Annotated in this window: 7 protein-coding genes; 4 read left to right on the top strand and 3 right to left on the bottom strand. The window is 68.4% G+C overall.

Annotated features, from left to right (window positions below):
* Positions 1–638 (bottom strand): AGE family epimerase/isomerase (locus tag RT567_RS06580; protein ID WP_313575184.1); only part of this gene is annotated, 638 nt, incomplete at its 3' end.
* Between the two features lie 202 nt (positions 639–840).
* Between RT567_RS06580 and RT567_RS06575 the strand changes: the two genes are divergently transcribed.
* Together RT567_RS06575 and RT567_RS06570 are read left to right on the top strand one after the other, a co-directional pair.
* Positions 841–2001, top strand: a complete 1161-nt coding sequence (locus RT567_RS06575) for a DegT/DnrJ/EryC1/StrS aminotransferase family protein (protein ID WP_313575182.1) — start codon at positions 841–843, stop codon at positions 1999–2001.
* A 5-nt stretch (positions 2002–2006) separates the two neighbouring features.
* Positions 2007–2939 (top strand): Gfo/Idh/MocA family oxidoreductase, encoded by a 933-nt coding sequence (locus RT567_RS06570; protein WP_313575180.1) that lies wholly within the window; start codon positions 2007–2009, stop codon positions 2937–2939.
* Positions 2940–2975: 36 nt separating this feature from the next.
* On the opposite strand, the gene RT567_RS06565 is transcribed toward RT567_RS06570, so the two are convergent.
* Together RT567_RS06565 and RT567_RS06560 are read right to left on the bottom strand one after the other, a co-directional pair.
* Positions 2976–3431: a MaoC family dehydratase gene (locus tag RT567_RS06565; RefSeq protein WP_313575179.1), complete on the bottom strand. Its 456-nt coding sequence runs from the start codon at positions 3429–3431 to the stop codon at positions 2976–2978.
* A gap of 54 nt (positions 3432–3485) precedes the next feature.
* On the bottom strand, positions 3486–4460 hold the full coding sequence (locus tag RT567_RS06560; protein ID WP_313575177.1) for a threonine/serine dehydratase: 975 nt from the start codon (positions 4458–4460) through the stop codon (positions 3486–3488).
* A gap of 82 nt (positions 4461–4542) precedes the next feature.
* On the opposite strand from RT567_RS06560, the gene RT567_RS06555 reads away from it, so the two are divergent.
* Positions 4543–4833: a hypothetical protein gene (locus tag RT567_RS06555; protein ID WP_313575176.1), complete on the top strand. Its 291-nt coding sequence runs from the start codon at positions 4543–4545 to the stop codon at positions 4831–4833.
* Positions 4830–6242: glycerol kinase GlpK (gene glpK, locus RT567_RS06550; protein WP_313575174.1), on the top strand; the 1413-nt coding region annotated here is incomplete at its 3' end. The genes RT567_RS06555 and glpK, both read left to right, overlap by 4 nt.

Below are 6242 nucleotides of genomic sequence, written 5' to 3'. Positions count from 1 at the left end.
ATCAGGTGCTCGCGGTCGAAGAAGCGCCGGTTGAACAGGTCCAGCACCGCCCGCGCCGCCGCCTCGAAGGCCGGATCTGGCGCTGTCGCCTGCCAGGCCAGCAGGGCCTCCAGCATGTGCATGTGCGGGTTTTGGCGGCGCGGCACGACCGGCGGCAGGGCCTCCTGCCAGCCGCCGTGAACGGGATCGGCCATCTGCGCCTGGATGGCGGCCAAGGTCTCCAGCGCCAGCGGCCGCGCCCGTTCGTCCTTCAGCACGCGGTGCGCCCCGGCCAGGGCGAACAGGACGAAGGCCAGGTCATAGAGGTCGGGCGTGGCGTCGATCACGACCCCTGCGTCGTCCGTGGCGCGCACCCACAGGCCGTCGTCCCGACGGTTGCGGCGGATCAGGGTGTCCAGCGCGGCGCAGGCGACGGGTTCGGCATCGGTCCCGCCCAGCGCGACGGCCTGGATGAAGACATAGGTCTGTCGCGCCTGGACGCGGGTGCGGCGGGGGACGCCCGTGACGGGCCGCCCATCGAAGTCCATCTTCTCGAAGAAGCGGCCCTGATCGTCGATGCCCGCCGCCGCCCACAGCGGCAGGGCCTGGCCGAACAGCCAGTCATGGACCCGGTTCCTGGCGGGGGCGTCGAAGCTCATGGGTCCGGCTTAGGCGGCGGTCTCGCCTTTGCCAAGCCGCCGTTTCGTTGCATCGCGCAACGCGAAGTGACCCCGAGGGGTTTGTTCAGCACCCCGCCGCTTTGGTAGGACGCAGACTGACACAGACGACCCGCCTTCGCGTCCGCGCCCCGGAGCCTTGGATTTCCGCCCGCGCCGGCCCCATCGAGAGAGCGACATCGCAATGACCATTCCCTTCATCGACCTTCAGGCCCAGCGGCTGCGCCTCGGCGGCAAGATCGAGGCCGCCGTTCAGGAGGCTGTCGTCGGCGGCGCCTGGGTCATGGGCCCGCAGGTGCGCCAGTTCGAGGCCGATCTGGCCGCCTTCGGCAAGGCCAAGCACGCCCTGGGCTGCGCTAACGGCACCGACGCCCTGGCCCTGCCGCTGATGGCCTGGGGCGTCGGGCGCGGCGACGCCGTCTTCGTGCCCAGCTTCACCTTCGCCGCCACGGCCGAGGTCGTGCCCTGGTTCGACGCCGAGCCGGTCTTCGTCGACGTGGACGAAAACACCTACAACATGGACCCGGCGGCGCTGGAGCGCGCCATCGAAGGCATCAAGGCCGAGGGCCGCCTGACCCCGCGCGTGGTCATCGCCGTCGACCTGTTCGGCCAGCCCGCCGACTATCCGGCCATTAAGGCCGTCTGCGACAAATATGGGCTGAAGCTGATCTCGGATTCGGCGCAGGGCTTCGGCTGCACCGTTAACGGCGAACATCCGCTGAAGTGGGCCGATGTGACCACCACCAGCTTCTTCCCGGCCAAGCCGCTGGGCTGCTACGGCGACGGCGGGGCGGTGCTGACGAACGACGACGAACTCGCCCAGCTGATGGATTCCATCCGCGTCCACGGCAAGGCGGTGGGCGTCGATCTGAAGGACCGCACCTTCGACCACGACCCCAAATATCTGAACATGCGCATCGGCCTGAACAGCCGTCTGGACACCATTCAGGCCGCCGTCCTGATCGAGAAGCTGAAGGTCTTCGCGCAGGAGATCGAGTGGCGCAACGCCGCCGCCGCCCGCTACAATGAGGGCCTTCGTCCCCGCGTCGCCAAGGTTCCGGATGTTCCGGCGGGCAATGTCTCCAACTGGGCGCAGTACACGGTCGAGCATGCGGATCGCGATGGTTTGGCCGCGCACCTGAAGGATCAGGGCGTGCCGACGGCGGTCTATTATCCGATCCCGCTGCACCTGCAGCCCGCCTATGAGCACTATCCGCGCGGCGCGGGCGGCCTGCCCGTCACCGAGCGGCTGAAGGATGTGGTCGTCAGCCTGCCGATGCACGCGGATCTGGACGCCCAGACTCAAGAGCGCATCATCGCCGCCGTCGCCAGCTTCAAGGCCTGATCCGCATGACCATTCACCAGACCCCTCTCAAGATCGGCGTCGCCGGCGCCGGCGTCATGGGCCGCAACCACGCCCGCGTTCTGGCCGAGCTGCGCGATGTCGAGCTGACGACCGTCTTCGATCCCGACGCCGTGACGGCCGAGGGCGTGGCCGCCGCCTATGGGGCGACCGCCGTGACGACGGCCGAGGCCTTCGTCGCCGCCGGACTGGACGCCGCCGTCATCGCCACGCCGAACCGCTATCACGCCGAGCTGGGCGTGGCCCTGCTGAACGCGGGCGTCCATGTGCTGGTGGAGAAGCCGATCGCGGCCACAGTGACCGACGCCCAGGCCATGATCGATGCGGCCAAGTCGAACAACCGCGTACTGATGGTCGGCCATGTCGAGCGCTTCAACCCCGCCGTCGAGACGGTCAAGCGCGCCATCGACGGCGATGAGATCATCTCCATCCAGATCACCCGCGTCGGCCCCTTCCCGCCGCGCATGGGCGAGGTCGGGGTGGTCATCGACCTGGCGGTGCACGACATCGACATCATCCGTCACCTGACGGGGTCGGAGATGACCGAGGTCCAGTCGCTGCTGGGCCACACCCATGCTTCGCGCGAGGACTCGGCCCTGCTGCAGTTCCGCATGGACAATGGGGTGATCGCCCACATCACCACCAACTGGGTCACGCCCTACAAGACCCGCGTCCTGCAGGTGGCGACCAAGAGCCGCTTCATCGTCGCCGATCTGATCACGCGCCAGGTGACGGAATTCTTCGGCCAGCAGCCGGACGGCTCCTATTCGACGCGGATGCTCAACGCCTGGCCCGCCGAGCCGCTCAAGAAGGAGCACGAGGCCTTCATCCACGCCATCCGCACCGGCGAGACTGCGGCCGTCAGCGGCGAAGACGGCCTGCGCAATCTGGAAGTGGCGCTGAGGTGTCTGGGCGAATAGGCGCCTATTCGCTTTCGCCGGGATGAGCAGCGAGGTTTAGGCTTTCACCACTTGCATCGTTAGCCATTCGGCGATCAGGGCGGGCTTGTCGCCGCCTTCGATCTCGACGGTCAGTTCGTGCTTCAGCAGCCAACGGCCGCCCCCCTTGTCTTCGGCGGACAGCAGTTTGAAGCGGCCGCGCACGCGTGATCCCGACGGCGCCGGGGCGAGGAAGCGCAGCCGGTCGAAGCCGTAGTTCACCCCCATGACCAGATCGTCCAGCGGGACGACGGCGTCCATGCTCATGGCCGAGGCGAGGCTGAGGGTCAGGAAGCCGTGCGCGATGGTCCCGCCGAAGGGCGTCGTCTTGGCGCGCTCGGGATCGACGTGGATGAACTGCTCGTCCTCGGTCAGACCGGCGAAGGCGTCGATGCGCGCCTGATCTAGCGCGAACCAGCGGCTGACGCCGACCTCTTGTCCGATCAAAGACTGTAGTTCGCTGGCCTTGGCCATGTGACGCCCTCCCGTTTGCGCCAGCCTTGCGCGGGGAGGGGGTGGAAGCAAGACCTACCCCTCGAAGCGCCCCTCGATGATCGCGCTGAACAGGCCGGGGTCGACGTTGCCGCCCGACAGGACGATGCCGGTGGTCAGGTCTTTGGCCTCGACCTTGCCCGATAGCAGGGCCGCTAGCGACACGGCGCCGCCCGGCTCGATGACCAGCTTCAGCCAGCGGAAGGCGAAGCGCATGGCCTCGGCCACCTCGGCGTCGATGACGGTGGCGGCGCTCGCCAGCCGCTGGTTGATCGGCCATGTCAGTTCGCCCGGAATGGGCGCCATCAGGGCGTCGCAGATGGAGGGCGTCCCCTGCGGATGAGCGGTGCGCGCGCCGGCCTCCAGCGAGCGACGAGTGTCGTCGAAGGCGTCGGGCTCGACCACGATGACGCGGGTGTCGGGGCTCTGTTCGGCCATGACCAGATTGATCCCGGCGATCAGCCCGCCGCCCGAGGCGCCGCACAGCAGCTGGTCCATCGGCACGCCCGCCTGTTCCAGCATCTCCAGCCCGACCGTGCCCTGGCCCTCGATGATGAAGGGATCGTCGAACGGCGGGACCAGCACCGAGCCGCGTTCGGCCGCGATCTCGGCGCCGATGGCCTCGCGGCTTTCGGTCCAGCGGTCGTAGAAGCGCACCTCGCCACCGAAGGCGCGCACGCCGTCGACCTTCACCGCCGGGCTGTCGGACGGCATGACGATGATGGCGGGCGCTCCGACGGCCTTGGCGGCGGCCGCCACCCCCTGCGCGTGGTTGCCGGAGGAATAGGCCACGACGCCGCGCGTCTTTTCTTCGTCCGTCAGGCGGCTGACGCGATTGTAGGCGCCGCGGAACTTGAAGGCGCCCGCGACCTGAAAGGTCTCGGCCTTCATCAGGACGCGGCCGCCGACGGCCTCGTTCAGGGCCGGATGCTCGATCAACGGCGTGCGGACGGCGGCGGGGGCGATCTGGCGGGCGGCGTCGATGACGCCGGGGAAGCTGGGCGTATGCATGAGAGATCGATACCTTCATCTGTCGGCTTGTCGAGTTCGTATGCGCCACGCAGGATACGGTCTTATGAACCCCTATTTGCTCATGGACGCGCAACTGGATCGGCAGGCCGCCGCAAAGGGCTGGGTCGTGTTCAAGGAATGGGCGAACGCTCCCGCGCGTTTTTTCTATGTCTCGGGATATGACGGCCACGACTGTTTTCAGGTCGCGATCGAGCCTCCTGTCATGGGCGCGCTTGTCGTGACCGCCCGCTCTGTAGATACGACTGACGATCAGGCCTTCGAGCAGGTCTGGAGGGGCGGGATTGATGAAATCGACAGCCTCCTGGCCTTGGCCATCGATCAGATCGAAATCTGGAAAAACCGCGCCTCATGAACCGTCTCATCCTCGCCATTGATCAGGGTACGACCTCGACGCGGGCGATCGCGTTTGAAGTCTCGCCCGAGGGCGATTTCCACGCCGCCGCGGTCAGCCAGATCGAGCTGGAGCAGCATTTTCCGCAGTCGGGCTGGGTCGAGCATGACGCGGCCGAGATCTGGCGCGCGACGCTGCAGACCTGTCGCGAGGTGGTGCGCAAGGCGGGTGGCGTCGGGCGCTTCGCCGCCATCGGCATCACCAACCAGCGCGAGACCTCGGTGATCTGGGACGCGGCGACGGGCGAGCCCATGCATCGCGCCATCGTCTGGCAGGACCGGCGCACGGCCGAGGCGACGGGCAAGCTGGCGGCGGCAGGGCATGAGGCCATGGTTCAGGCGGCGACAGGCCTGATCCTCGATCCCTATTTCTCGGCCTCGAAATACGCCTGGCTGCTGGACGCCGTGCCCGGCGCGCGAGAGCGGGCGGCGCGGGGCGAGGTGAAGCTGGGCACGATCGACGCCTGGCTGATCTGGAAGCTGACCGGCGGGAACAGCCACGTCACCGACGCCACCAACGCCAGCCGCACCAGTCTGATGGACCTGACGACGCGCATATGGCGACAGGATTTGTGCGACCTGTTCGGCGTGCCGATGCAGGCCCTGCCGGAAATCCGCGACTGCGACGCCCTGCTGGGGACGGCGGATCCGTCCCTGCTGGGGCGCGCCCTACCCATTCACGGGTCGGCGGGGGATCAGCACGCGGCCCTGGTCGGGCATGGGGCGCTGACGGCGGGGGACGCCAAGATCACCTATGGGACCGGCGCCTTTCTGGTCGCCAATGTCGGCGCGGCGCCTGTGGCCTCGACCTCGCGCCTGCTGGGGACGCTGGGCTATGCGGCGGGAGGTGAGGCGGCCTATGCGCTGGAGGGCTCCATCTTCTCGGCCGGGTCGGCGATCCAGTGGCTGCGCGACGGGCTGAAGGTGCTGTCGGATTCGCGCCAGTCCGAGGCCATAGCCCAGACGCTGAAGGACAACGGCGGGGTCTATCTGGCGCCCGGCTTCACCGGGCTGGGCGCGCCGTGGTGGGAGCCGGAGGCGCGGGGCACGGTCGTCGGCCTGACCCGCGACAGCGGACCGGCGCACATGGTTCGCGCCGCGCTGGAGAGCCTAGCCTATCAGACTCGCGACCTGCTGGACGCCCTGACGAAGGACGGAGCGCCGCCGCTGAAGCGGCTCAAGGTCGATGGCGGCGTCACCGCCAACGCCTTCGCCATGCAGTTCATCGCCGACATCTGCGAGGTCGAGGTCGAACGCCCCGCCTTCCAGGAGATGACCGCCATGGGGGCGGCGCGGCTGGCGGCCTATGGCGTCGGCCTGACGTCCGCGCTGTGGACCGCGCCTGCTGAGTCGCCCGCCGTCTGGACGCCG

The sequence above is a fragment of the Brevundimonas sp. genome (assembly GCF_032107865.1).
Lineage (GTDB): Bacteria > Pseudomonadota > Alphaproteobacteria > Caulobacterales > Caulobacteraceae > Brevundimonas.
This window is presented reverse-complemented; position numbering and strand designations above follow the sequence as displayed.